Source organism: Streptomyces fagopyri, assembly GCF_009498275.1.
Taxonomy (GTDB): Bacteria; Actinomycetota; Actinomycetes; order Streptomycetales; family Streptomycetaceae; genus Streptomyces; species Streptomyces fagopyri.
In genome coordinates this window covers 2,654,907-2,679,635 of sequence record NZ_CP045643.1, presented here as the reverse complement: position 1 = coordinate 2,679,635, position 24,729 = coordinate 2,654,907, and the positions used below count along the sequence as shown (strand labels likewise).

The window sequence follows — 24,729 nt, the reverse complement described above, 5'->3', positions numbered from 1 at the left end:
TGCTTCCGCTAGTCGAGTGTGGCCTGCCCGGGTGCAGCCTGCCACAACCTTGCCGAGTTGCCCGGCGTGTCGGGCACGGGCCCGAGCTCGCCGTTATGGCACGGTTACCTATTTGCAACGCTAAGTGACGAACTCCATCACCCTGTGCAACGAGCCCCCTCCCGGCGGTCCTGGCAGGCCCCGGACACCCTGGCGGGAGTCCGGACCCAGGGCTCGCAAGAGTACTCCATTCGGGCCATGTGCGTGGATCGGCACGCCGCCCAACTTCTAGCGGGGGGTGGTAGTTGGCCGTCCTGTGCGCCGCTTTCATGACCATGAAACGTGGCGTACCTCACCTAATCGGCGGAAACGGAACTAAAGGTTTCGTTCGGCCGTCCTTTCTCGTGCAGTAGGTCGACCAAGTACGGGAAAGGCAGGCAAGGTCCGGGTATGCGGGGAATGCCAGGTGCGGGGGAAGATCCGGGTACGGCGGCGGGGGCCGGGAGGAGGCGGCTGGATCTGAGCCTTCCGCAAGTGGCGGGCAGCGCGGTCGCCGCCGTGGTGGCCGCGAAACTCGCCTCCTACTTCGGTGTCTACGGGACGATCCTGGGCGCGGGCCTGGTCAGTGTCGTCGCCACCTGCGGCGGCACCGTCTTCCAGCACTTCTTCAAGCGCACCGGCGAGCAGATCCGCGATGTGACCGTCCAGGCGAAACCGGCGGCGCCCGGGGACCGGCCGTTCCCGGCGCAGGGAACGGGGGAGTTCACCCCGTCCGTGCCGGGGGAGTTCGGTGAGGGCACGGTCTACCGCGCCCGGGTCACGAGCTGGAAGCGGCCGTTGGTCGCCGCGGCGCTCGTCTTCGGCGTCACCATGGCGGGCGTCACCACGTACGAACTGGTCTCCGGGCAGAGCTTCAGCGGGGACGGGACGAGCACAACCACCGTCGGCGACGCCTTCCAGGGGAGCCGCTCCGGCCACGGGCCGTCCGGCACGGGCGGGGACTCCACGCGTGAGTCCGGCACTCCCGGTACGACCGCGCCCACCGGTTCCTCCCGGCAGCCCTCGGACCCCGGCTCCGGCGCGACGGACGGCGCGACGAGCGGTGCGAACGGCGCGGACGGGGCCACGACCCCCACGCCGGCGCCGAGTTCCAGCGCAGGCGCGGGTACGCCGGACGCGACCCCGACGCCGAGCGCGTCTATGAGCCCAGCACCCGGCGAAGGTAGTCGTTCGCGAAGCGCCGATCCGGGTCCAGCCGGTCCCGCAACGCCGTGAACTCGCCGAAGCGCGGGTACACCCCGGAGAAGTACTCCGCGTCCCGCGTGTGCACCTTGCCCCAGTGCGGGCGTCCTTCGTGGGCGGTGAAAATCCGTTCGGCCGCGGTGAAGTACGCCTGATAGGGCGTGCCCCGGAACATGTGTACGGCGATGTAGGCGCTCTCCCGGCCGGACGCGGTGGACAGGGTGATGTCGTCCGCGGGGGCGGTGCGCACCTCGACGGGGAAACTGACCCGCAGGGGGGAACGGTCCACCATCGCCTTCAGTTCGCGCAGTGTGTCGACCAGGGCTTCACGCGCGACGGCGTACTCCATCTCCACGAAGCGCACCCGGCGCGGGGAGGTGAAGACCTTGTAGGGGATGTCGGTGTACGTGCGCGCGGAGAGCGCGCGGCTGGAGATCTTCGCGATCGCGGGGATGGCGGCGGGCGCGGCGCGGCCGAGCAGATTGGCCACCTGGAAGACGCCGTTGGAGAGGAACTCGTCCTCGATCCAGCCGCCGAGCCGTCCTACGGGCCTCTCGGGACCGGCGCTGCGGTTGTTGCGCTTGGTGTTGCAGTTGCCGGTGTGGGGGAACCAGTAGAACTCGAAGTGCTCGTTCTCGGTGAACAGTTCGTCGAATTCGGCGGTGACCCGGTCGAAGGTCATCGGCTCCTCGCGGGCCGTGAGCAGGAAGAGGGGCTCCACGGAGAAGGTGATCGCCGTGACGACCCCCAGGGCGCCCATGCCGACCCGGGCGGCCGCGAAGACCTCGGGGTTCTCCTTCTCGGAACAGGTCAGGACCGAACCGTCCGCGGTGACCAGCTCAAGGCCCTTGATCTGGGCGGCGATCGAGGCCGAGTCGCGCCCCGTGCCGTGCGTTCCGGTGCTGGTCGCCCCCGACACCGTCTGCTCCATGATGTCGCCCATGTTCGTGAGCGACAGTCCCTCGCGCGCGAGCGCCAGGTTCAGGCGCTTGAGCGGGGTGCCCGCCTCGACGGTGACGGTGCCGGCCTCGCGGTCGAGTGCGCGGATGCCGGTCAGCAGCTGGGGGCGGATCAGCACGCCGTCGGTCGCGGCGGCGGCGGTGAAGGAGTGCCCGGTGCCGACCGCCTTCACGGTCAGGCCCTCGTCGGCGGCCGCGCGTATCGCGGCGGAGAGCTCCTCGACCGAGGCGGGGGTGACCTCCCGTACGGGACGGGCGGTGACGTTCCCCGCCCAGTTACGCCACGTGCCGCTCTTCCCGCTCACTGTGGTGCTCATGGGTCCCCTCCCGCCGCGGAACCGGCCGTTTCAGCCGGCGATACCCGAGGAAACCGACCGCGACCGCGACGGCCCCGGACACCGCCGGAACCCCGTACCCGGCCTTCGCACCGGCGGCGTCGATCACCCAGCCGGCCACGGAGGAGCCGAGCGCGACCCCGACCGCGAGTCCGGTGCTCACCCAGGTCATGCCCTCGGTCAGTTTCGCGCGTGGTACGTGCTGTTCGATGAGGGACATCGTCGTGATCATCGTGGGAGCGATGGAAAGCCCCGCAACGAACAGCGCCACGGCCAGGAACGGCAAGTTTCCGACCAGTAGGAGGGGGATCATACTCACGGCCATCGCGCATATGCCCAGCAGCCACCGGCCTTCGGGTGCCCCCTTGAAGTGCAACAGCCCGAACACGGCACCCGCCAGGCAGGAGCCGGCCGCGTACAGCGCCAGGACGACGCTCGCGGCACCCTTGTGCCCCTGTTCCTCCGCGAAGGCCACGGTGACCACGTCGACGGCCCCGAAGATCGCCCCCGTCGCGACGAAGGTGGCCACCAGGACCTGGAGTCCGGCCGAGCCCATCGCCGAGCCGCGGCCGTGCTGCTCGCGCGGATGCGGCACGGGTTCGGTGGCCCGCTGGGCCGTCAGCCAGAAGACGCCGGCCGCCAGGAAGCAGGCCGCGAGCAGCGGCCCGGCCTCGGGGAACCACACCGTGGACAGACCGATCGAGAGGATCGGCCCGACGATGAAGCAGACCTCGTCGACCACGGACTCGAAGGAGTACGCGGTGTGCAGCTGCGGTGTGTCCCGGTAGAGGGCGGCCCAGCGGGCCCGGACCATCGCGCCCATGCTGGGCACGCAGCCGATCCCGGCCGAACAGACGAACAGCACCCAGTCCGGCCACGCGAAACGCGCGGCGCACAGCAGCCCGGCGGACGCGGCGAGCGCGAACAGGGTGACGGGTCGCAGCACCCGGCGCTGCCCGTACCGGTCCACCATCCGGGAGACCTGCGGACCCAGCGCGGCGGCCGCCAGGGCCATGGTCGCCGTCAGCGCGCCGGCGAGCCCGTAGCGCCCGGTGAGCTGGGAGATCATCGTCACCACGCCGATGCCCATCATCGACAGCGGCATCCGCCCGAGGAAGCCCGCGGCGGAGAAGCCCTTCGAGCCGGGGGCGGCGAACAGGGCGCTGTACGGGCTGGGCACGGGGTGTCTCCGGTGGGCTCGGCCCGGCCACCCGGTCACCAGGGGCGACCGAACTCCGGTAAGGCGTGAAGGTAGCCGATACAGCTTACGGGTTAGGTGACCCTAATGCACTCCTCGGGCCCGCCCCGCCCGTGGCCGTCGTCCCGCCGCCGACGGCGGATGGCAGGATCGGACGCATGCCAGATGCGCTCGATGCCCACCCCTACGACGCCCTGCTCCTGCTCTCGTTCGGCGGCCCCGAAGGCCCGGACGACGTGGTTCCGTTCCTGGAGAACGTGACGCGTGGGCGAGGCATCCCCAAGGAACGCCTCAAGGAAGTGGGTAGGCACTACTTCCTGTTCGGCGGGGTCAGCCCCATCAACGACCAGAACCGTGCCCTGCTCGACGCCCTCCGCAAGGACTTCGCGGAGCACGCCCTGGACCTCCCCGTGTACTGGGGCAACCGCAACTGGGCGCCCTATCTGACCGACACCCTGCGGGAGATGGTCGCCGACGGCCGCCGCCGTGTCCTCGTCCTCGCCACCAGCGCCTACGCCTCGTACTCGGGCTGCCGCCAGTACCGCGAGAACCTCGCCGAGTCCCTGGCCGCGCTGGAGGCCGAGGGACTGGAGCCGCCCCGGGTGGACAAACTGCGGCACTACTTCAACCATCCCGGATTCGTGCGCCCCATGATCGACGGCGTCCTGAAGTCCCTCGCCGACCTGCCCGAGGACGTACGGGAGGGGGCGCACCTCGCCTTCACCACGCACTCGATCCCGGACGCGGCGGCCGACACCTCCGGCCCCGTCGAGGACCACGGCGACGGTGGCGCCTACGTCGGGCAGCACCTGGACGTGGCGCGGCTGATCGCCGACGCCGTGCGCGAGGAGACCGGGACCGAGCACCCCTGGCGGCTCGTCTACCAGTCGCGCTCCGGAGCGCCGCACATCCCCTGGCTGGAGCCCGACATCTGCGACCACCTGGAGGAGCTGCACGGCGCCGGGGTCCCGGCCGTCGTGATGGCCCCCATCGGATTCGTCTCGGACCACATGGAGGTGCTGTACGACCTCGACACGGAGGCCACGGCAAAGGCGGCGGAGCTCGGGCTGCCGGTGCGCCGCTCGGCGACCGTCGGCGCCGACCCCCGGTTCGCCGCGACGGTCCGCGACCTCGTCCTGGAACGCGCCGCGACCGAGAACGGGCGGCGGCCGGCCCCCTGCGTCCTCGGCACCCTCGGCCCGAGCCGGGACCTGTGTCCGGTGGGCTGCTGCCCGGCCCGCGCCCCCAAGCCCGCCGCCGCGGGCGCCGACAGCCCGTACGCCTAGAGGAGCCCCGTGATCGAGCCCCTGCACACCGAACTGCTCCAGCTCGCGCACGACGCCGCCCGCCGTGCCGGCGAGCTGCTGCGCGACGGGCGCCCGGCCGACCTCACGGTCGCCGCCACCAAGTCCAGCCCGATCGACGTCGTCACCGAGATGGACATCGCGGCCGAGAAGCTCATCACCGACCTGATCTCCCAGCACCGCCCGCACGACGGCTTCCTCGGTGAGGAGGGCGGCGCCAGCGAGGGCACCAGCGGCATCCGCTGGGTCGTGGACCCGCTCGACGGCACGGTGAACTACCTCTACGGACTGCCGACCTGGGCGGTGTCCATCGCGGCCGAACAGGACGGCGAGACCGTCGTCGGCGTCATCACGGCACCGATGCGCGGCGAGACCTACCACGCGGTGCGCGGCCGGGGCGCCCGGGCCACCGGCGCCTGGGTCGGCGAGCGCCGGCTGACCTGCCGTCCCTCGCCTCCCCTGGACCAGGCACTGGTCTCGACGGGCTTCAACTACGTGAGCGAGGTCAAGACCCACCAGGCCGACGTCGCCCAGCGGCTGATCCCGCTGCTGCGCGACATCCGGCGCTCCGGCTCCGCGGCGGTCGACCTGTGCGACGTCGCGGCCGGCCGCCTCGACGGGTACTACGAGCGGGGCCTGCACCCCTGGGACCTCGCGGCGGGCGACCTGATCGCCCGTGAGGCGGGCGCCCTGACCGGTGGACGCCCCGGAGAGCGGCCCGCGCGCGAGCTGGCGGTGGCGGCCTCACCGGGCGTCTTCGAGCCCCTCCAGCGGCTCCTGGAGGAGTTCGGCGCCTGGCACGACTGACGGCGTCCGGACGGCACGGCGGCCGTCCCCGCCACGGCGGACGAAAGCGGGGCCCCGGTACTGGATCGACACCGGGGCCCCGCTCGCGTACGAACCGATCAGACGCGCGTCGCGCCGACCTCCACACCGTGCTCGGCGGCGAGGCGACGCAGGTCCTCGAGCTCGGCCTGCTCGACCTCCGCGAGGAAGTCGTCGCCCGTCTCGCGAGCCCGCGTCAGGTCGGACTCGGTCGCCTTTATGCGCTGCAGAAGTCCTGCGGTGAATGCGTCCATGCTGCGCCCCCTCGTCCTGGGTCGTGGGTCGATGGCACGGGGGTGTGCCGTTGGGAAGGGGCGATCACGTCTCCAGAGGGTGCCCAGCGCTGCCCGGGCTGGGCGGCGACGGTGCCGGACACCCACGCCCGCTCTGCGGAAGCGGTTGGACGTACCACTAGGTGGCTTGCCACATGCAGAGCGTGATCGCGGGGTGTAAAGCCGTCCTCCCCCCGCTCTCTTCCCTGGAAACCTCAACCCGACGAGAAAATCTCGCATTCCCGGGACCCCGAACCGGACAGGACGGGCGCCCTCTCACCCGTCTTACAGCCGGTTTATGGCCGAAAAAGGCAGGATGGAGGTCTTACCCGGGACGGACCCCCACCCGTGCGCGCCGAGAGGGCGCCGCGCGGGTGGACAGAGGAAGGACAAGCGACGTGCGCGTACTCGTCGTGGAGGACGAGCAGCTGCTCGCCGATGCGGTGGCCACCGGACTGCGCCGGGAGGCCATGGCCGTCGACGTCGTGTACGACGGCGCGGCCGCCCTGGAGCGCATCGGCGTCAACGACTACGACGTGGTCGTCCTCGACCGCGACCTCCCGCTCGTGCACGGCGACGACGTCTGCCGCAGGATCGTCGAACTGGGCATGCCCACCCGCGTCCTGATGCTGACCGCCTCCGGCGACGTCAGCGACCGCGTCGAGGGCCTGGAGATCGGCGCGGACGACTACCTCCCCAAGCCCTTCGCCTTCAGCGAGCTGACGGCACGCGTGCGTGCCCTCGGCCGCCGTACGAGCGTGCCGCTGCCGCCCGTCCTGGAGCGCGCCGGGATCAAGCTCGACCCCAACCGCCGCGAGGTGTTCCGCGACGGCAAGGAGGTCCAGCTCGCGCCCAAGGAGTTCGCCGTCCTCGAGGTGCTGCTGCGCAGCGAGGGCGCGGTCGTCTCCGCCGAGCAGCTCCTGGAGAAGGCCTGGGACGAGAACACGGACCCCTTCACCAACGTCGTGCGCGTGACCGTGATGACCCTGCGCCGCAAACTCGGCGAGCCCCCCGTCATCGTCACCGTGCCCGGCTCCGGGTACCGGATCTGAGCGGCGGTGGCCACGACGCCCGCGCCCTCCACGGCGCCTCCGAAGCCCACCTGGGACCCCCGGCGGACGGAACCACCGTTCCCCTGGCTGCGCCCGACCATCCGCATACGGCTCACGCTGCTCTACGGCGGCATGTTCCTGATCGCCGGCATCATGCTGCTGTCGATCATCTACCTGCTCGCCGCGCAGGCGCTGAACGTGGGCAGCGAGCTCCCTTTCAAGATCATCTCGGGCCAGGTCGGAAGCAGCACCTGCAACTTCCCGTCCGCGCCGTCGGCGAGCGAGCTCAACACCGCGATGAACGCGTGCGCCAACCAGCAGCGTCAGCACGCTCTGGACGACCTGCTCAGCCGCTCCCTGCTCGCGCTGCTCGGCCTCGCCATCATCGCCTTCGCCTTCGGCTACGCGATGGCGGGCCGGGTGCTCTCGCCGCTCGGCCGGATCACCCGCACCGCTCGCGCGGTGGCGGGCTCGGACCTGTCCCGGCGGATCGAGCTGGACGGCCCGGACGACGAGCTGAAGGAGCTGGCGGACACCTTCGACGACATGCTGGAGCGGCTCCAGCGCGCCTTCACCGCCCAGCAGCGGTTCGTCGGCAACGCCTCGCACGAACTGCGCACCCCGCTGGCGATCAACCGCACGCTTCTGGAGGTCCACCTCTCCGACCCCGGCGCGCCGGTCGAACTGCAGCAGCTCGGCAAGACGCTGCTCGCCACGAACGAGCGCAGTGAGCAACTCGTCGAGGGCCTGCTGCTGCTCGCCCGCAGCGACAACCAGATCGTGGAGCGCAAACCCGTGGACCTGGCCGAGGTCGCCTCCCAGGCCGTCGACCAGGTGAACGGCGAGGCCGAGGCCAAGGGGGTCAGGATCCGCGGGGAGCGCGCCGCGGCGGTCGTCCAGGGCAACGGCGTCCTGCTGGAGCGGATCGCGCTGAACCTCGTCCAGAACGCGGTGCGCTACAACGTGCCGGAGGGCGGCTGGGTCGAGGTCACGACCGTGGTCCAGCACGGCCACGCGGTCCTGCTGGTCTCGAACACGGGACCGGTGGTTCCCGCGTACGAGATCGACAATCTTTTCGAGCCCTTCAGGCGGCTGCGGACAGAGCGCACGGGCAGCGACAAGGGCGTGGGCCTCGGCCTGTCGATCGCCCGGTCGGTGGCCCGTGCCCACGGGGGCCACATCGCCGCGGAGCCGCGCGAGGGAGGTGGTCTCGTGATGCGAGTCACCCTTCCCATCTGAGACCATGACCCCCACACGCGAGGATGTTCGCTTTGCGCGGAATTTTCTGGTCGCCCATCCGGGAGGCCCGTGTGTGATCGATCACAAGGGCGATATTCCGGCCATCTACTCTCCGTGGTCGCGCAAGCTGCCGGAAAGCCGGGAAAATCCGGGTTTTCGGGGGTCTTGATCACGGGAAGTACACGGTGGGACGCCTTTGAAGTGCGACCTTCAGACCGTGTACGGTCCGCATCGCCATCCAACCCGATCACTCTCGAGGAGTCCGGTTGGGTGTCGATTGAGTAACAGACCTTGATGTGAGGCAAAATCTCCGCCTCAGGTCGGGCACAAGTCCGGCCTCTCACGCGTTACGTGCGCTGGAGACACCGCAGACACCCAGAGGGGGAGAGCGACATGGCAACGGATTACGACACCCCACGCAAGACCGACGACGACGTCGACTCGGACAGCCTTGAAGAACTGAAGGCTCGCCGTAACGACAAGTCCACGTCGTCCGTCGACGTAGACGAGTTCGAGGCCGCAGAAGGCCTGGAACTGCCCGGGGCCGACCTCTCGAACGAGGAGCTGGCCGTCCGGGTACTGCCCAAGCAGCAGGACGAGTTCACTTGCATGAGCTGCTTCCTGGTGCACCACCGCAGCCAGCTGGCCCGCGAGAAGAACGGTCAGCCGATCTGCCGCGACTGCGACTGAGGCAGGGTCGGCCGTGACTGGCTCGACCCCTCCTTGGAAGCGCCGCTTCCCCCACGGGGGAGCGGACGAAGGGCCGTCACAGGGCCCTGAAGGCGTGCGTGACGACGAGCGGGGCTCTTCCCGACCAGGATCAGCCTCGCTCGACCCGGCGCCCGCCACAGCGCCGACAGGCGCCTCCACGCGGGCCGGTGGATCGACACCGGCCGGCACCCCCGCACCGGGTGAGGACCTGGTGCGGTCGGACGCCCCCGCGCCCGCCGCCGGCGGCCGTGCGGCGGCCGTTCGGGACGGGCTCAGAAAGGGCGTCCGCAAGAGCGGCGGCAAGGCCAAGGCCGGCCTGGCCTACCTCGCCGACCGGATCATCGACATCGCGCCCCGTGTCCCGGTACGGGATCTCGCGACCCTCCGCGGACAGTTCCCCGGCCTCACCGTCGAGGAGATGGCGGACAAGCTCGTCGCGGGCGCGGCCAACGCCACCTCCACGGTGGGCGCCGGAATCGGAGCGGCCGCCATGCTGCCGGTACCGCCCGCGATGCCCACGGAACTCGCCGCCGAGATCACCGGGGTCGCCGCGATCGAGCTGAAGCTGATCGCCGAGCTCCACGAGGTCTACGGCCTGCGACCGCCGGGCACCCTCGCCCAGCGCAGCACCGCCTACCTGAACTCGTGGTCCTCCGAGCGCGGGATCGACGTGACCAAGCCGTCGACCCTCAACGCCGCGCTGGGCGGCCAGATGAAGCGCGAACTGCGCCAGCAGATCATGAAACGCACGGTCCGCGACCTGCCGAACCTGATGCCGTTCATGGTGGGCGCCGCGGTCGGGGCGGTCATGAACCGCCGGGACACCAAACGCCTCGCGGCACGCATCCGCAAGGACCTCCGCAGAAACCAGGTGCCCTGGAGCGAGCTGCCCGAGCTGCCGCCCCTGGAGAAGCCGGCCGATCCCCTGCGGATGGGGGAGATCCCCAAGGAGCTGGGGCCCTGACCCCCGGGCGCGGGGTCAGGCGGACGCCCGCGCCGTCTCCAGGGCCGCCCTCAGCCGCTCCGGCTCCCGCGTCGACAGGTACAGGTAGGGGGTCGGGTCGGCGGGGTCCGTGACCTGCACGCGCAGGGCCGTGGGGATGTAGGACCGCAGCAGCATGAACGCGCGGGTGTCCGCCTTGTGCGTACGCCAGGCGCGCGCCTCCTCCTGGTCCAGGATCTCGGCGTCGCCCAGGGCGGCGACCGGGATCCTGGCCTCGCCCGCGATCAGCGAGTCCCCGACGACACGGATGCGGACCGAGCCGTACGAACTGGCCACGACGGCCGAGACCGCGGTGCCGCCGACCAGCCCGCCCAGCAGGGGCAGCGTCCCGAAGGGGAGGAAGACCAGGGCCAGCGCGACCCCGGCCAGGAAGCAGACCGCCCACCAGCTGCGGGGCGCGGTGAGGCGTTCTTCGTACGGGGAGGCGGAGAGCTGCATGGGGCCAAGCTTGGCACGGTGCGTACACTCCGCCGACGCGCGGGTAAGGTCTGCGGCTGTGAGTGGTACATCCGCAGGTCTGAAGCCTCCCCCCGACGCCGTCGTACCGGTGCGGCACCCCGACGCGCCCGCCCCCGGCGAGCTGCTCGGCGCGCACTACGAACAGTGTTTCGGATGCGGTGGGGAACAGCCGCACGGACTGCATCTGGCGGCCCGTGCCGGTGAGGGTGTCAGGATCACGGCGGAGTTCACCGTGAGGCCCGCCCATCAGGGCGCTCCCGGGCTCGCGCACGGCGGGGTGCTGGCCACGGCGCTCGACGAGACGCTGGGCTCGCTCAACTGGCTGCTGCGTGTCGTCGCCGTCACCGGCCGGCTGGAGACCGACTTCGTGCGGCCGGTCCCCGTGGGCACCGTGCTGTACCTGGAGGCCGAGGTCACCGCGGTGGCCGGCCGCAAGATCTACTCGACCGCCACCGGCCGGATCGGCGGGCCCGAGGGGCCTCTGGCCGTCCGGGCGGACGCCCTCTTCGTCGAGGTCAAGGTCGACCACTTCATCGACAACGGCCGCCCGGAGGAGATCCGGGCCGCCATGAACGACCCGGACCGGAACCGCCGTGTCCGTGCCTTCGAGGTGAACCCGTGACCCGTCATCCCGTGGACGTGCTGATCCGGCGCGTAGATCCGGAAGTCCCGCTTCCCGAATACGCGCATCCCGGTGACGCCGGCGCCGATCTGCGCACCACCGAGGAGCGTGAACTGAAGCCGGGCGAACGTGCCGTTCTGCCCACCGGGGTGTCCATCGCGCTGCCGGAGGGGTACGCGGCCTTCGTGCACCCGCGTTCGGGGCTGGCCGCCCGCTGCGGTGTCGCTCTCGTGAATGCCCCGGGGACGGTTGATGCCGGGTACCGTGGGGAGATCAAGGTGATCGTGGTGAATCTCGACCCGTACGAGTCCGTGCGGTTCGAGCGCTTCGACCGGATTGCCCAACTGGTCGTCCAACAGGTCGAGAAGGTCCGCTTCCACGAGGTGGCGGAGCTTCCCGGCTCGGCGCGGGCCGCAGGGGGCCTCGGGTCCACCGGCGGTCATGCCGCCGTGGGCGGGACAACGGGTGGGAATCGATACGCTTCGGTCGTATCCGACCGGGAAGGACAGTGACGTGTTCGGACGTCGCAAGAAGGGCAGTGCCGCCGAGGACGCGGCGGGCGAGGCCGAGCAGGTCGTCGACGGAGTCGACACTGGGACGGACGAGGTGGAGCGGGAGCGCGTGAGGCTCGAGCCGGAGCCGCGCCCCGACGGACCCTGGGACGACTCGGAGGTGCGGGACCCCGCCGAGGGCCGGGTGGACCTGGGTGGTCTCCTGATCCCCGGAGTCGACGGCATGGAGCTGCGGGTCGAGGTCGCGGGTGACGCGATCGTCGCCGCCACCGTCGTCCTCAAGGACAGCGCCGTGCAGCTGCAGGCCTTCGCCGCTCCCAAGCGCGAGGGCATCTGGGGCGAGGTGCGTGAGGAGATCGCCTCCGGCATCACCCAGCAGGGCGGTGTCATCGACGAGGTCGAGGGCCCGCTGGGCTGGGAGCTGCGGGCGCAGGTACCGGTGCAGCTGCCGGACGGCACGGGCGGTTTCCAGGTCGTGCGGTTCGTCGGTGTGGACGGCCCCCGCTGGTTCCTGCGCGGAGTGATCTCCGGGCAGGGCGCGGTGCAGCCGCAGGCCGCGGGGCTGCTGGAGCAGATCTTCAGGGACACGGTCGTCGTGCGCGGTGAGGGTCCGATGGCCCCCCGTGACCCGATCGTCCTGAAGCTGCCGGACGACGCGCAGATGGTGGCCGAGGGTGTCCAGCAGGACGAGCAGGCCGGGTCCCGCTTCTCCGGCGGCATGGGCCAGCTGCAGCGCGGACCGGAGATCACAGAGGTCCGCTAGCCACCGTGCTCGCCGAGAACGAGACCGTACGAAAGGGCCGCATCCCCGGCAGGGGGTGCGGCCCTTTCGCCATGCGTGAGCGGCCGCGTGCGCGCACGGCACCCGGGTGCCGGGCTCGCCCCCGTGCGGCAAGTTCTCATCCGTGAACGGCAGTTGAACTGCGCGTCTTTCTTCACCTCTTGACGGAAGCCTGGTCCGTACCTATGGTCACCGGCCAGCGCGCGTGTTCAGAAACCAGTGTGTCATTCACATACGAGAACGGATGTCCCCCACATGCTTGACGCCCCCGCACGTCATCGCCGCCGGCCACGCGCCGCCCTCCTCGCCGTCGCCGCGACGGCCGCCCTCGTCTCCGGCCTCCTCACCTGGCCCGCCGCCCACCGTGCCGACGCCGCCCCCGCCGTCTTCGCGCACCCCGGAGTCACCGTCTCCAAGGGGCAGCTGGACTTCGCCCGCACCAAGGTCAACGCGGGAGCCCAGCCCTGGAAGGGCGCGTACGACCAGATGATGGCGAGCACGTACGCCTCGCTGACACGCACCGCCAAGCCCCGCGCGACCGTGGAGTGCGGCTCGTACTCCAACCCCAACTACGGCTGCACCGACGAGCGCGAGGACGCGATCGCCGCGTACACCGACGCCCTCGCCTGGTACATCACCCGTGACGACCGGTACGCGAAGAAGTCCATCGAGCTGATGGACGCCTGGTCGGGCGTGATCAAGGAGCACACCAACAGCAACGCGCCCCTGCAGACCGGCTGGGCCGGCTCCTCCTGGCCCAAGGCCGCCGAGATCATCAAGTACACCTACACCGGCACCTGGGCCAACTCCGGACGTTTCGCGACCATGCTGCGCGACGTCTACCTGCCCGAGGTGATCAACGGCTCCAACTCCAACGGGAACTGGGAGCTGTCGATGATGGAGGCCGCGGTCGGCATCTCCGTCTTCCTGGAGGACAAGACCTCCTACGACAAGGCCATGGCGAAGTTCCGGACCCGGACGGCCGCGTACGTCTACCTCGCCTCCGACGGCGCCCTGCCCAAGACGGTGCCGAGCCAGAACCTCGACACCAAGGCGAAGATCGTCAGCTACTGGCAGGGCCAGTCCACCTTCACCACCGGACTCACCCAGGAGACCTGCCGCGACTTCACCCACACCGGATACGGCATCTCGGCCATCTCCCACATCGCGGAGACCAGCCGTATCCAGGGCGCGGACCTCTACGGCACCGACGTCGGCGAGCGGCTGCGCCAGGCACTCGGCTTCCAGGCGAAGTACCAGCTGGGCGAGGCGGTGCCGAGCTCACTGTGCGGCGGCTCCCTCAACCTCGGGCTCGGACCGGTCACCGAGGTCGGCTACAACGCCCTGCACAACCGGCTGGGCATCGCCATGACCAACACCCAGAAGCTGACCGAACAGAACCGGCCGTCCGGCAGCAACAACCTCTTCGTCGCCTGGGAGACTCTCACCCACGGGGACAACTCCAGCTGACCCGCCGCCCGTCCGGGCACACGGCGCGACACCGTGTGCCCGGACGTCCCGCCGGGCCGGCGCCCGGCCGGTGCGGGAGAGGCATGAGCCAGGCCACCACGGACACCGCGGTGCGCGTCGAGAACGTGCACCACACGTACGGCAGCGGTGCCACCGCCGTGCACGCGCTGCGCGGTGTCTCCTTCGAGGTGCCGCGCGGCGGGCTCGTCGTCCTGCGGGGCCGCCCCGGGGCCGGCAGGAGCACCCTCCTCCACCTCGTCGGCGGCCTCGGCGAACCGGACACCGGGCGGATCACCGTCGACGGGCTCGAGCCGGCCGCGCTGGACGAGGACGCGCTGCTGGAACTGCGCCGGGACCGGATCGGCTTCCTGTTCCCGTCCGCAGGCCTCGTCCCCGTCCTCACCGTCGCCGAGAACGTCGCCGCGCCGCTGCGGCTGAGGGGGACCCCCGCGCCCGAGCGGGAGGAGCGCGTCGAACGGCTGCTCTCCCTCGTCGGCCTCGCCGGTCAGGCCGCGTGCCGGCCAGGGGAACTGTCCGCCGGGCAGCACCGTCGCGTGGCCCTCGCGCGCGCCCTCGTCCACCGCCCCGCGCTCCTGATCGCCGACGAACCCACCGGCGGGCTCGACCCCGGAACCGGCCTCGCCCTCCTGGAAGCGCTGCGCGCCGCGGTCCGCCGCGAACACCTGACAGCCCTGGTCGCCGTACGTGACGCGGCCCCCGGATGTCCCGCGGACCGGGTACTGGAGCTGAACGACGGAAAACTCGCCGCGCACTGACCCGACCTGCGCATCAGGGTTGTGTCAAAGACGGCCGCCCGCCGACCCCGCGCCCCATTTGTCGTAATTAAGGGCCGTAGGGTCGACGCAGCGTACAGAGCTTTGACAGGAAGACAATGGGGCCATGGGACGCGGCAAGCTTCGGATCTACCTCGGCGCGGCACCGGGGGTCGGCAAGACGTACGCGATGCTGTCCGAGGCGCACCGGCGCATGGAGCGCGGCACCGACTGCGTCGTCGCCTTCGTGGAGCACCACAACCGGCCGCGCACCGAGGTGATGCTGCACGGACTGGAGCAGATCCCGCGCAAGGAGCTCGACTACCGCGGCTCCACCTTCACCGAGATGGACGTGGACGCCGTACTGCTCCGCGCCCCGGCCGTCGCCCTGGTGGACGAACTCGCCCACACCAATGTCCCCGGTTCCCGCAACGCCAAGCGCTGGCAGGACGTGGCCGAGCTGCTCGCGGCCGGGATCGACGTCGTCTCGACCGTCAACATCCAGCACCTGGAGTCACTCGGCGACGTCGTCGAGTCGATAACCGGAGTACGGCAGCGGGAGACCGTCCCCGACGAGGTCGTCCGCCGGGCGGACCAGATCGAGCTGGTCGACATGTCGCCACCGGCGCTGCGCCGCCGTATGGCGCACGGCAACATCTACAAGTCCGACAAGGTCGACGCGGCCCTGTCCAACTACTTCCGCCCCGGCAACCTCACCGCGCTGCGCGAGCTGGCCCTGCTGTGGGTGGCCGACCGGGTCGACGAGTACCTGACCGAGTACCGCAGCGAGCACCGGGTCTCCAAGATCTGGGGCTCGCGCGAACGGATCGTGGTGGGCCTGACCGGCGGCCCCGAGGGGCGAACCCTGATCCGCCGTGCCGCGCGGCTGGCCGAGAAGGGCGCGGGCGGCGCGGTCATGGCCGTCTACATCGCGCGCAGCGACGGGCTCACCAACGCCTCGCCCAAGGAGCTGGCCGTCCAGCGCACGCTGGTCGAGGACCTCGGCGGCACCTTCCACCACGTCATCGGCGACGACATACCCGTCTCGCTGCTGGACTTCGCCCGCGGGGTCAACGCCACCCAGATCGTGCTCGGCTCCTCCCGCCGCAAGACCTGGCAGTACGTCTTCGGGCCCGGCGTCGGCGCCACGGTCGCCCGCGAGTCCGGCCCCGACCTGGACGTCCACATCGTCACCCACGACGAGGTCGCCAAGGGGCGCGGACTGCCCGCCGCCCGCGGCGCGCGGCTCGGCCGCTCCCGGATCATCTGGGGCTGGCTGATCGGCCTGGGCGGCCCGGTGGTCCTCGCGCCGCTGCTCAACACCGTCGACCTCGGCCTCGCCAACGACATGCTGCTGTTCCTGACGGTGACGGTCGCGGCCGCCCTGCTCGGCGGACTGTTCCCGGCCCTCGCCTCGGCGGCCTTCGGCTCCCTGCTGCTGAACTACTTCTACACACCGCCGCTGCACCGCCTGACGATCGCCGACCCCAAGAACATCGTCGCCATCGCGATCTTCGTGGGCGTCGCCGTCTCCGTGGCCTCCGTGGTGGACCTGGCCGCCCGCCGCACCCACCAGGCGGCCAGACTGCGCGCCGAGTCGGAGATCCTGTCCTTCCTCGCGGGCAGCGTCCTGCGCGGCGAGACCAGCCTGGAAGCCCTCCTGGAACGGGTCAGGGAGACCTTCGGGATGGAGTCGGTCGCGCTGCTGGAGCGGGCGGGCGGCGTCGAACCGTGGACCTGCGCGGGCAGCGTCGGCCCGCGGTCACCGCTGCGGCCCGAGGACGCGGACGTGGACATGCCGGTCGGTGACCACATGGCGCTCGCGCTCTCGGGACGGGTGCTGCCCGCCTCCGACCGACGGGTGCTCGCCGCCTTCGCCGCCCAGGCCGCCGTCGTGCTGGACCGCCAGCGCCTCCAGCACGAGGCCGACCAGGCCAAGGAGCTGGCCGAGGGCAACCGCATCCGCACCGCGCTGCTGGCCGCCGTCAGCCACGACCTGCGCACCCCGCTGGCCGCGATCAAGGCCGCCGTGACCTCACTGCGGTCCGAGGACGTGGACTGGTCGGAGGAGGACCGGGCGGAGCTCCAGGAGGCGATCGAGCAGGGTGCCGACCGGCTCGACCACCTGGTGGGCAACCTGCTCGACATGTCCCGCCTCCAGACCGGCACCGTCACCCCGCTGATCCGCGAGATCGACCTCGACGAGGTGGTGCCGATGGCGCTGGGCGGCGTACCCGAGGACAGCGTGGACCTGGAGATCCCGGAGGTCCTGCCGATGGTCGCCGTCGACGCCGGGCTGCTGGAGCGGGCGGTCGCCAACCTCGTCGAGAACGCCGTCAAGTACAGCCCCGTGGGCGACCGGGTCCTCGTCTCCGCGAGCGCCATCGCCGACCGGGTGGAGGTCCGGGTGGTGGACCGCGGCCCCGGCGTCCCGGACGAGGCCAAGGAGCGCATCTTCGCGCCCTTCCAGCGCTACGGCGACGCCCCGCGCGGTGCCGGGGTGGGCCTCGGGCTCGCCGTCGCCCGCGGCTTCGCCGAGTCGATGGGCGGCACACTGAACGCCGAGGACACCCCCGGCGGCGGACTCACCATGGTCCTCACGGTCCGGGCGGTGGACCGCCGCCCCGGAACGCTCACCCCCCCACCGGCAGTTGCAGAAAGGCAGGCCTCATGACCCGGGTCCTCGTGGTCGACGACGAGCCGCAGATCACCCGAGCCCTCGTCATCAACCTGAAGGCGCGCAAGTACGAGGTCGACGCGGCCCCCGACGGCGCCACCGCGCTCCAGCTCGCCGCCGCACGCCATCCCGACGTCGTCGTGCTCGACCTCGGGCTGCCCGACATGGACGGCGTCGAGGTGATCAGGGGGCTGCGCGGCTGGACCCGGGTACCGATCCTGGTGCTCTCGGCCCGGCACTCCTCCGACGAGAAGGTCGAGGCGCTCGACGCGGGCGCCGACGACTACGTCACCAAGCCCTTCGGCATGGACGAACTGCTGGCCCGGCTGCGCGCCGCCGTCCGCCGTGCCGAGCCCACCGGCTCCGGCGAGGACGACGTCGTGGTCGAGACCGAGGACTTCACGGTGGATCTGGCGGCCAAGAAGGTCAACCGCGCCGGCCGCGACGTCCGGCTGACCCCCACGGAGTGGCACCTCCTGGAGGTCCTGGTCCGCAACACCGGCCGCCTGGTCAGCCAGAAGCAGCTCCTCCAGGAGGTGTGGGGGCCGTCGTACGGCACGGAGACGAACTACCTGCGGGTCTACATGGCCCAGCTGCGCCGCAAGCTGGAGGCGGATCCCTCGCATCCCCGGCACTTCATCACGGAGCCGGGAATGGGTTACCGGTTCGAGAGATGAGCGGTGCTTGAGAGAGCGGCCTCGCGGGTACGACGGTGTCATCGGCCCCCGGTACGCTTTCGGTATGAGTGCTGTTCCTCGTTCCGAAAAGCCGGCGGGCCGGTTCCGGCGCATGATAGACCGGCTCTCCTCGTCCCAGGAGGACCTGGAGTCCGAGGAGCTGCGCGAGGAAGCCGAGACGACGGGGTGCACCCGCATCGGTGACTGCCACGACCGGCAGATCGTCACGGTTACTGGTACGTTGCGCACGGTCACTCTGCGGCCACGGGCCGGAGTCCCGGCGCTGGAGGCCGAGCTGTTCGACGGCTCGGCGGCTCTGGACGTGGTCTGGCTCGGCAGACGCTCCATCGTGGGAATCGAGCCGGGGCGCAAGATGATCGCTTCGGGCCGCATCTCGATGAGCCGGGGCCGTAGGGTGCTGTTCAACCCGAAGTACGAACTCAGACCGCTCGGACGGGAGTAGCCGGTGACGTCGCTCGACAAGCCGACCGAAGACGCCCAGCAGGACGCGAGGGCGGTGACGGAGGCCGCGCTCTTCGAGGCGTTCGGCGGTGTGCGGGGCATGGTCGAGACCGTGGTGCCCGGCCTGCTCTTCGTCACCATCTTCACGATCAACAAGGACCTCCACTGGTCGGCGATCGCCGCCCTGGGGGTGTCCCTGCTGCTCGTCGTCGTCCGCCTCGCCATGCGCGACACCGTCAAGCACGCCTTCAGCGGCGTCTTCGGCGTCGCCTTCGGCGTGGTGTTCGCGATGATGACGGGCAACGCGAAGGACTTCTACCTGCCGGGCATGATCTACACGCTGGGTCTGGCCGTCGCCTACATCGTCACGACCCTCGCGGGCGTGCCCCTGATCGGCCTGATCCTCGGCCCGGTCTTCAAGGAGAACCTCTCCTGGCGTACCCGCAATCCGGGCCGCAAGAAGGCGTACGCGAAGGCCAGCTGGGCCTGGGGCCTGATCCTGCTCGCCAAGTGCGCGGTCCTCTTCCCGCTCTACTGGTGGGCCAACACCTCGCAACTGGGCTGGGTCCTGGTCGCGTTGAAGATCCCGCCGTTCCTGCTGGCCGTCTGGCTCACCTGGGTGTTCCTGGCGAAGGCCCCGGCTCCCATCGACGTGTTCGCGGAGATGGAGGCGGAGGAGCAGGCCGAGAAGGAACGCGAGGCCGCTCTCGCCAAGGACGACACCGAGGCCACGGCCGGCCGTCACCGCCGCGACGGCTAGTCACCCGCACGAGACGGTCGGTCAGCCGTACGAGACGGCCGGTCACCTGTACGAGCAGTCACCTGTACGAGCAGTCACCTGTACGGGAGGGGGCGCCCGGAGATCTCCGGGCGCCCCCTCCCGTGTCCGGGCGCTCCGGTCTTGTATCCGTGCGCCGCGCCCCCGTGACCGCCGTCGGGGGAATCCGATGGCCGGGCGGCGGGCCGGGCGTCAGAATCGCCGCTCATGGAACCTGTCTCGCTCACCACGGAGCGTCTGCTGATCCGCCCGCACGATGCGCGGGACGAGGACGCGCTCCTCGCCGCCTGTCAGGACCCCGAGATCGGGCGGTGGACGGACTTCCCCACGCCCTACGAGCGCCGGCACGCCGCCTTCTATCTGCGCGCCCTCGTGCCGCGGGGCTGGCGCGACGACACGATGTACCACTTCGCGGTGGAGCGGCGGGACGACGGCGACGGCACCCTCGTGGCGTCCGTCAACGTGCACCGGCAGGCCGACGTCTGGGGCATCGGGTACTGGACCGTGGCGGAACACCGGGGGCGGGGCTACGCGACGGAGGCCGTCGGCGCCCTGGCGCGGTGGGCGTTCACCGAGCTGGGCGTCCAGCGCCTGGAGTGGCGGGCGGAGGCGGGCAACCGGGGCTCGTGGGCGGTCGCCCGCAAGGCCGGCTTCACACGGGAGGGCGCCCTGCGGGCGGCACAGACCGGCCGGGACGGCCTGCGGGACACCTGGATCGGCGCGCTGCTGCCCGGCGACGTGGGTCTGCCCTTCGCGCGGCCGTACAGCCCGGCGGCCGACGATCTCCAGAGGTCCTGACACGAGACGATCTCCGAAGGTCCTGAGAAGAGGGGAGCCTCCGCGGGACCTCCCGCGAAGGCTCCCCTCTTCTCAGGGGACGGGCTAGCTCGGCGCGTCCTCGCGGCGGACCGAGAGCAGGTCCTCCAGCTGCTCCTCGCGGGCCTGGGCGGCCACGAAGAGGAGCTCGTCGCCCGCCTCCAGGGAATCCTCCTGGGAGGGGGTGAGCACCCGGGTGCCACGGATGATCGTGACCAGGGAGGTGTCCTGGGGCCACTCCACGTCACCGACCTGCGTGCCGGCCAGGGCAGACTCCGGCGGGAGGGTCAGCTCGACCAGGTTCGCGTCGCCGTGGCTGAAGCGGAGCAGGCGCACCAGGTCGCCGACGCTCACGGCCTCCTCCACGAGGGCCGACATCAGACGCGGGGTGGAGACGGCGACGTCGACGCCCCAGGCCTCGTTGAACAGCCACTCGTTCTTCGGGTTGTTGACACGGGCGACGACGCGCGGCACGCCGTACTCGGTCTTGGCGAGCAGTGAGACCACCAGGTTGACCTTGTCGTCCCCGGTGGCCGCGATGACCACGTTGCAGCGCTGCAACGCGGCCTCGTCCAGGGACGTGATCTCGCAGGCGTCGGCGAGCAGCCACTCCGCCTGGGGGACGCGCTCGACCGAGATGGCGGTCGGCGCCTTGTCGATCAGCAGGATCTCGTGGCCGTTCTCCAGGAGCTCGCCCGCGATCGAGCGGCCCACGGCGCCGGCGCCGGCAATGGCGACCCTCATCAGTGACCGCTCTCCTCTTCGGGGCCCTCGGCGAACGAGGCCTCGACCTTTTCGACGTCGTCCGTGCGCATCATCACGTGCACGAGGTCGCCCTCCTGCAGCACCGTCTGCGAGGTGGGCAGAATCGCCTCGCCCAGCCGGGTCAGGAAGGCCACCCGCACGCCGGTCTCGTCCTGCAGGCGGCTGATCTTGTGGCCGACCCAGGCGGCGGAGGCGTGCACCTCGGCGAGCTGCACCCCACCGGTGGGATCACGCCACAGCGGTTCGGCGCCCGACGGCAGCAGGCGGCGCAGCATCTGGTCGGCCGTCCAGCGGACGGTGGCGACGGTCGGGATGCCCAGACGCTGGTAGACCTCGGCCCGGCGCGGGTCGTAGATGCGCGCCGCGACGTTCTCGATGCCGAACATCTCCCGGGCGACCCGGGCGGCGATGATGTTCGAGTTGTCCCCGCTGGACACGGCGGCGAAGGCGCCGGCCTCCTCGATGCCCGCCTCGCGCAGGGTGTCCTGGTCGAAGCCGACTCCGGTCACACGGCGACCGCCGAAACCGGAGCCGAGCCGCCGGAAGGCGGTGGGGTCCTGGTCGATCACCGCGACCGTGTGCCCCTGTTGCTCCAGGGTCTGGGCGAGAGCGGAACCCACTCTGCCGCAGCCCATGATGACGATGTGCACCTAGCCCAACCCCGCAGTCCTGGTCATCCCGCTGACCTGCGAAAACACCCTGCTCACTCTTCTCTGTCAGTCTGCCGGGCCCTCACGAGGCAACGGCATGCGGCGTTGCCGGGAACGAGCTTAAGGCGCAACCGCGGTCTTGCCCTCATCGGTGCGCGCATCTCCTGCGCCGATCCCGGGCAGGGCGCCGCCGGCGTACGTCGCGGTGTCCGCGCGAGGCCTACGCGCCGGGGTGGGACGGGCGGGGCGGCAGTCCCGGGGGCACCACCCAGGCCATGGGGGAGCGGGCCCGCACGGAGGCCGCCGCCGTCGCGGAAGTCGCGGAGGCGGCGGGGGCGGTCGGGGAGACGGCTGGGCCGACCGGGGCGGCGACCGGTTCGGCCGGTTCGAGCGGTTCGACCGGTTCGACAGGGGCGAGCGGGCCGAGCGGGCCGAGCGGGGCTGTCGGGGCGCCCTCGAGCCGGTCGCCGGTCGTCTCGGCCGGGGCGTTGTCGGGAGCGTCCATACCCCGGACAACGAACCGAACCGGCCAAGGGAACGGAGCCGCCGCCGCGCGGGCGGGCGCACGTGGAGGCGCGCGCGAGGGCGTGCGGGAGGGGACGCGGGAGAGGGCGCGGGAGGGAAGGAAGGGGGAACCGCGGGGACGCCGGGGTGAAGGTGACCTCCGGAGGCCGGATCAGGTTCGGGTCATCGTTAGGAAAAGTTCAGGGAAAGAGACGAGAAGCACGAGGTGAACGGAATCCGCACCGCCGGTCCCCCCGCTCAGCGGCGGCTGATGCTGCGCACGCTGACCAGGGTCAGAATTCCGAGGCCGACGAGTCCTGCGGCGGCGCCGATGAGCTGCGCGGTCGCGTGCATGGGACCTCCATAACTGGGCAAAATGGGAACTTCGTCATATAGGCACGCGGCCTCCGGATGTGTGGAATCCGCAACGGGACCGGTCCCCGATTTCACTCGGAGAGCAGATGGGGAGGGGAAGCCGAGGTGATGCGGGACGGCGGGTGGGCGACCCCCCGTTCGAACGCTTACGATCCTCTGCGTGTCCAAACTGACCGACGTGCCCAAACGGATCCTGATCGGGCGCGCACTGCGCAGTGATCGGCTCGGAGAGACGCTCCTGCCGAAGCGCATCGCACTCCCCGTCTTCGCTTCCGACCCGCTCTCCTCCGTGGCGTACGCGCCCGGCGAAGTGCTCCTGGTCCTTTCCATCGCGGGCGTGTCGGCCTACCACTTCAGCCCCTGGATCGCGGTCGCGGTCGTCGTGCTGATGTTCACGGTCGTGGCGTCGTACCGCCAGAACGTGCACGCGTACCCCAGCGGCGGCGGCGACTACGAGGTGGCCAACACCAACCTCGGCCCCCGGGCCGGCCTCACCGTCGCCAGCGCGCTGCTCGTCGACTACGTACTCACCGTCGCCGTGTCGATCACGTCCGGCATCGAGAACCTCGGCTCCGCCGTCCCCTTCGTCGTCGAGCACAAGGTGCTCTGCGCCGTCGTCGTCATCGTGCTGCTCACGCTGATGAACCTGCGCGGGGTCAAGGAGTCCGGAAAGCTCTTCGCGATTCCCACGTACGTCTTCGTGGCGGGCGTCTTCATCATGATCGCGTGGGGTGCCTTCCGCGGGCTCGTCCTCAACGACACCATGCGGGCACCCACCTCCGACTACCACATCAAGGCCGAGCACCAGGGCCTCGCGGGCTTCGCGCTCGTCTTCCTCCTGCTGCGCGCCTTCTCCTCCGGCTGCGCCGCGCTGACCGGCGTCGAGGCCATCTCCAACGGCGTCCCCGCCTTCCGCAAGCCCAAGTCGAAGAACGCCGCGTCCACGCTGGCCGCGATGGGCCTGCTCGCCGTCACCATGTTCTGCGGGATCATCGCGCTGGCCATGACGACCAAGGTCCGGATGGCCGAGAACCCGGCCACCGACTTGATCCACAACGGCGTTCCGATCGGGGCCGGGTACGTCCAGAACCCGGTGATCTCCCAGGTGGCCGAGGCCGTCTTCGGCAAGGGCAGCTTCCTGTTCATCGTGCTCGCGGCGGCCACCGCGCTGGTCCTGTTCCTCGCCGCGAACACCGCGTACAACGGATTCCCGCTGCTCGGCTCGATCCTCGCCCAGGACCGCTACCTCCCGCGCCAGCTGCACACCCGCGGCGACCGCCTCGCCTTCTCCAACGGCATCGTGCTGCTCGCGGGCGCGGCGACCCTGCTGGTCGTCATCTACGGCGCGGACTCGACGCGGCTCATCCAGCTGTACATCGTCGGCGTCTTCGTCTCCTTCACGCTCAGCCAGACCGGCATGGTCCGGCACTGGAACCGTCACCTGCGCACCGAGAGGGACCCGGCCAAGCGCAGCCACATGATCCGCTCCCGCGCGATCAACACCTTCGGCGCCTTCTTCACCGGCCTGGTGCTCGTCGTCGTCCTGGTCACCAAGTTCACGCACGGCGCCTGGGTGGCCCTGCTCGGCATGGTGATCTTCTACGCGACGATGAGCGCGATCCGTAAGCACTACGACCGGGTCGCCGAGGAGATCGCCGCCCCCGAGGGCCCCTCCGACGACAGCGTGCGCCCCTCCCGCGTCCACTCCGTCGTCCTGATCTCCAAGATCCACCGGCCGACCCTGCGCGCCCTCGCCTACGCCAAGCTGATGCGCTCCGACACCCTCGAAGCGCTCAGCGTCAACGTCGACCCGGCGGAGACCAAGGCGCTGCGGGAGGAATGGGAGCGGCGCGGCATCACCGTGCCGCTGAAGGTCCTCGACTCCCCGTACCGCGAGATCACCCGGCCGGTCATCGAGTACGTGAAGGGCCTGCGCAGGGAGTCACCGCGCGACGCCGTCTCCGTCATCATCCCCGAGTACGTCGTCGGCCACTGGTACGAGCACCTGCTGCACAACCAGAGCGCGCTGCGCCTCAAGGGCCGCCTGCTGTTCACACCCGGTGTGATGGTGACCTCCGTGCCCTATCAGCTGGAGTCCTCCGAGGCCGCGAAGCAGCGGGCCCGCAGGCGCCAGGACTGGAACGCCCCGGGTGCGGTGCGCCGGGGCCCGGCGGAGGAGCGGCCGAAGGAGCCCACGACCCCCAAGGTCTGACACGTTCGTGTCGAACGGCCGGGCACGGTCCACGTAGACTGGTGGGCTGTTGTCCGGCCGTTCCCGTCCGCGGGGCG

Annotated in this window: 25 protein-coding genes; 18 read left to right on the top strand and 7 right to left on the bottom strand. The window is 70.9% G+C overall.

Going from position 1 to position 24,729, the window contains the following annotated elements:
- Positions 1-429 precede the first annotated feature (429 nt).
- Positions 430-1,254 carry a hypothetical protein gene (locus GFH48_RS11375; RefSeq protein WP_407698625.1) on the top strand — a complete coding sequence of 275 codons (825 nt, stop codon included), beginning with the start codon at positions 430-432 and terminating at the stop codon, positions 1,252-1,254.
- Here the strand turns inward: GFH48_RS11375 and GFH48_RS11370 are convergent.
- The gene (locus GFH48_RS11370) at positions 1,178-2,497 is read right to left on the bottom strand and encodes a D-arabinono-1,4-lactone oxidase (protein ID WP_153288150.1); all 1,320 of its coding nucleotides are present in this window, start codon (positions 2,495-2,497) and stop codon (positions 1,178-1,180) included. The genes GFH48_RS11375 and GFH48_RS11370 overlap by 77 nt on opposite strands.
- Positions 2,457-3,695: an MFS transporter gene (locus GFH48_RS11365; RefSeq protein WP_153288149.1), complete on the bottom strand. Its 1,239-nt coding sequence runs from the start codon at positions 3,693-3,695 to the stop codon at positions 2,457-2,459. The genes GFH48_RS11370 and GFH48_RS11365 overlap by 41 nt, the downstream gene beginning before the upstream one ends.
- Positions 3,696-3,871: 176 nt before the next feature.
- Between GFH48_RS11365 and GFH48_RS11360 the strand changes: the two genes are divergently transcribed.
- Together GFH48_RS11360 and GFH48_RS11355 are read left to right on the top strand one after the other, a co-directional pair.
- Entirely contained in the window at positions 3,872-4,999 is a 1,128-nt protein-coding gene (locus GFH48_RS11360) for a ferrochelatase (RefSeq protein ID WP_153288148.1), read from the top strand.
- A gap of 9 nt (positions 5,000-5,008) precedes the next feature.
- On the top strand, positions 5,009-5,824 hold the full coding sequence (locus GFH48_RS11355) for an inositol monophosphatase family protein (protein ID WP_153288147.1): 816 nt from the start codon (positions 5,009-5,011) through the stop codon (positions 5,822-5,824).
- A gap of 98 nt (positions 5,825-5,922) precedes the next feature.
- On the opposite strand, the gene GFH48_RS38520 is transcribed toward GFH48_RS11355, so the two are convergent.
- A complete protein-coding gene (locus GFH48_RS38520; RefSeq protein ID WP_168530603.1) occupies positions 5,923-6,096 on the bottom strand; it encodes a hypothetical protein in 174 nt (57 codons plus the stop codon).
- 416 nt (positions 6,097-6,512) lie between these two features.
- Between GFH48_RS38520 and GFH48_RS11350 the strand changes: the two genes are divergently transcribed.
- From GFH48_RS11350 to GFH48_RS11335, 4 genes are all read left to right on the top strand, one after another.
- Positions 6,513-7,166, top strand: a complete 654-nt coding sequence (locus tag GFH48_RS11350) for a response regulator transcription factor (protein ID WP_153288146.1) — start codon at positions 6,513-6,515, stop codon at positions 7,164-7,166.
- Between the two features lie 6 nt (positions 7,167-7,172).
- Positions 7,173-8,405, top strand: a complete 1,233-nt coding sequence (locus tag GFH48_RS11345) for a sensor histidine kinase (RefSeq protein WP_153288145.1) — start codon at positions 7,173-7,175, stop codon at positions 8,403-8,405.
- Between the two features lie 393 nt (positions 8,406-8,798).
- Positions 8,799-9,095, top strand: a complete 297-nt coding sequence (locus GFH48_RS11340) for a DUF4193 domain-containing protein (RefSeq protein WP_003997302.1) — start codon at positions 8,799-8,801, stop codon at positions 9,093-9,095.
- Between the two features lie 13 nt (positions 9,096-9,108).
- Positions 9,109-10,080 carry a hypothetical protein gene (locus GFH48_RS11335; protein ID WP_194280557.1) on the top strand — a complete coding sequence of 324 codons (972 nt, stop codon included), beginning with the start codon at positions 9,109-9,111 and terminating at the stop codon, positions 10,078-10,080.
- 15 nt (positions 10,081-10,095) lie between these two features.
- Here GFH48_RS11335 and GFH48_RS11330 read toward each other — a convergent pair whose 3' ends face one another.
- On the bottom strand, positions 10,096-10,557 hold the full coding sequence (locus GFH48_RS11330) for a DUF3093 domain-containing protein (RefSeq protein ID WP_153288143.1): 462 nt from the start codon (positions 10,555-10,557) through the stop codon (positions 10,096-10,098).
- A 58-nt stretch (positions 10,558-10,615) separates the two neighbouring features.
- Between GFH48_RS11330 and GFH48_RS11325 the strand changes: the two genes are divergently transcribed.
- From GFH48_RS11325 to GFH48_RS11280, 10 genes are all read left to right on the top strand, one after another.
- Complete coding sequence (locus GFH48_RS11325) at positions 10,616-11,200, top strand: PaaI family thioesterase (RefSeq protein ID WP_153288142.1); 585 nt, start codon at positions 10,616-10,618, stop codon at positions 11,198-11,200.
- A complete protein-coding gene (dut, locus tag GFH48_RS11320) occupies positions 11,197-11,712 on the top strand; it encodes a dUTP diphosphatase (protein WP_153288141.1) in 516 nt (171 codons plus the stop codon). The genes GFH48_RS11325 and dut overlap by 4 nt, the downstream gene beginning before the upstream one ends.
- 1 nt (position 11,713) lies before the next feature.
- The gene (locus GFH48_RS11315) at positions 11,714-12,475 is read left to right on the top strand and encodes a DUF3710 domain-containing protein (protein ID WP_153288140.1); all 762 of its coding nucleotides are present in this window, start codon (positions 11,714-11,716) and stop codon (positions 12,473-12,475) included.
- Positions 12,476-12,748: 273 nt separating this feature from the next.
- On the top strand, positions 12,749-13,963 hold the full coding sequence (locus tag GFH48_RS11310) for an alginate lyase family protein (RefSeq protein WP_153288139.1): 1,215 nt from the start codon (positions 12,749-12,751) through the stop codon (positions 13,961-13,963).
- An 83-nt stretch (positions 13,964-14,046) separates the two neighbouring features.
- Positions 14,047-14,739: an ABC transporter ATP-binding protein gene (locus GFH48_RS11305; RefSeq protein WP_153288138.1), complete on the top strand. Its 693-nt coding sequence runs from the start codon at positions 14,047-14,049 to the stop codon at positions 14,737-14,739.
- Positions 14,740-14,863: 124 nt separating this feature from the next.
- Positions 14,864-17,410 (top strand): sensor histidine kinase, encoded by a 2,547-nt coding sequence (locus GFH48_RS11300; protein ID WP_153288137.1) that lies wholly within the window; start codon positions 14,864-14,866, stop codon positions 17,408-17,410.
- Positions 17,407-18,090 carry a response regulator gene (locus GFH48_RS11295; protein WP_153288136.1) on the top strand — a complete coding sequence of 228 codons (684 nt, stop codon included), beginning with the start codon at positions 17,407-17,409 and terminating at the stop codon, positions 18,088-18,090. Before GFH48_RS11300 ends, GFH48_RS11295 begins: the two co-directional genes overlap by 4 nt.
- Positions 18,091-18,154: 64 nt before the next feature.
- Positions 18,155-18,553: an OB-fold nucleic acid binding domain-containing protein gene (locus GFH48_RS11290; RefSeq protein WP_148010914.1), complete on the top strand. Its 399-nt coding sequence runs from the start codon at positions 18,155-18,157 to the stop codon at positions 18,551-18,553.
- 3 nt (positions 18,554-18,556) lie between these two features.
- A complete protein-coding gene (locus GFH48_RS11285; protein ID WP_153288135.1) occupies positions 18,557-19,312 on the top strand; it encodes a DUF3159 domain-containing protein in 756 nt (251 codons plus the stop codon).
- Positions 19,313-19,537: 225 nt separating this feature from the next.
- A complete protein-coding gene (locus tag GFH48_RS11280) occupies positions 19,538-20,128 on the top strand; it encodes a GNAT family N-acetyltransferase (RefSeq protein ID WP_153288134.1) in 591 nt (196 codons plus the stop codon).
- An 84-nt stretch (positions 20,129-20,212) separates the two neighbouring features.
- On the opposite strand, the gene GFH48_RS11275 is transcribed toward GFH48_RS11280, so the two are convergent.
- The 3 genes from GFH48_RS11275 to GFH48_RS11265 form a co-directional block, all read right to left on the bottom strand.
- Positions 20,213-20,890, bottom strand: coding sequence for a potassium channel family protein (locus GFH48_RS11275; protein WP_153288133.1), 678 nt, complete (start codon positions 20,888-20,890; stop codon positions 20,213-20,215).
- Positions 20,890-21,561 (bottom strand): potassium channel family protein, encoded by a 672-nt coding sequence (locus tag GFH48_RS11270; RefSeq protein WP_054237133.1) that lies wholly within the window; start codon positions 21,559-21,561, stop codon positions 20,890-20,892. The genes GFH48_RS11275 and GFH48_RS11270 overlap by 1 nt, the downstream gene beginning before the upstream one ends.
- Positions 21,562-21,781: 220 nt before the next feature.
- Complete coding sequence (locus tag GFH48_RS11265; RefSeq protein WP_153288132.1) at positions 21,782-22,066, bottom strand: hypothetical protein; 285 nt, start codon at positions 22,064-22,066, stop codon at positions 21,782-21,784.
- A gap of 534 nt (positions 22,067-22,600) precedes the next feature.
- On the opposite strand from GFH48_RS11265, the gene GFH48_RS11260 reads away from it, so the two are divergent.
- The gene (locus GFH48_RS11260) at positions 22,601-24,652 is read left to right on the top strand and encodes an APC family permease (RefSeq protein ID WP_153288131.1); all 2,052 of its coding nucleotides are present in this window, start codon (positions 22,601-22,603) and stop codon (positions 24,650-24,652) included.
- Positions 24,653-24,729 lie beyond the last annotated feature (77 nt).